At 60.6% G+C, this 719-nt stretch carries 2 protein-coding genes; both read left to right on the top strand.

Annotated elements, in window-relative coordinates:
* Window positions 1-332: tol-pal system YbgF family protein (locus APH42_RS28885; protein ID WP_060494759.1), on the top strand; the 332-nt coding region annotated here is incomplete at its 5' end.
* 123 nt (window positions 333-455) lie between these two features.
* A partial coding sequence (locus APH42_RS28880; RefSeq protein WP_060494758.1) for a PilZ domain-containing protein occupies window positions 456-719 on the top strand: 264 nt, incomplete at its 3' end.

Here is a 719-nt window from a genome sequence, read left to right as displayed (position 1 = left end):
GGTCGATGGACCACCACCTGAACAATGCCTACCGCGCCTACGACCGGGGCGATTGTGCACGCGTCATGCTCGAGTTGTCGCAGGTTGACCGCACCAGCCGTGCACGGCCGTTCATCCACCCCGAGGTATCGTTGCTGCGCGGCCAGTGCCTGGAGCGCCAGGCGTTGTACGTGGATGCTGCGCAGACTTACCAGTACTTGATCCAGCAGTACCCGGGCAACGAGTACGCCTATCGTGCCCAGGCGCGCCTGCAGACGCTGGAAAAACTCGGCCATGTGCGCGGCGTTGAAGCGGCCGTGGCCAGCCCGGTGACGACCGCACCTTGGCGCTAACACCAAGGTGTGGTTTATTTCACGAGATTTGCTGCGCGCGCTGCGCTAATCTGTAACTCAGCTGTTACAACAACCGCCAGTACCTTGTATTCCTGGCATCAGGTACGGAATACACTCGCGATCATGTTCAACAAGCGCCACATCGAACGTCATCAACTGCCTTGCGTCCTCAAGGTGTTCAACCGTTTTACCGGTCAGGAACTCGGTCAGCTGGGCAATGCCTCCGAAGATGGCTTGATGGTCATCAGCCAGCTACCCGTGCTGGTCGGGCCTGATTACGAGCTGCAACTGCGCATGCCACTGGCTGGCGGCGGGCACCAGTTCGTCAACCTCACCGCCAGTTGCCTGTGGTGCCGCGAGGACCAGACGCCGGGGCACTACGATTCG

The organism is Pseudomonas sp. NBRC 111140 (assembly GCF_001320885.1).
Taxonomy (GTDB): domain Bacteria; phylum Pseudomonadota; class Gammaproteobacteria; order Pseudomonadales; family Pseudomonadaceae; genus Aquipseudomonas; species Aquipseudomonas putida_P.
Note: the sequence above shows the minus strand (reverse complement) of the source record. Positions and strands in the feature narration are given on the sequence as shown.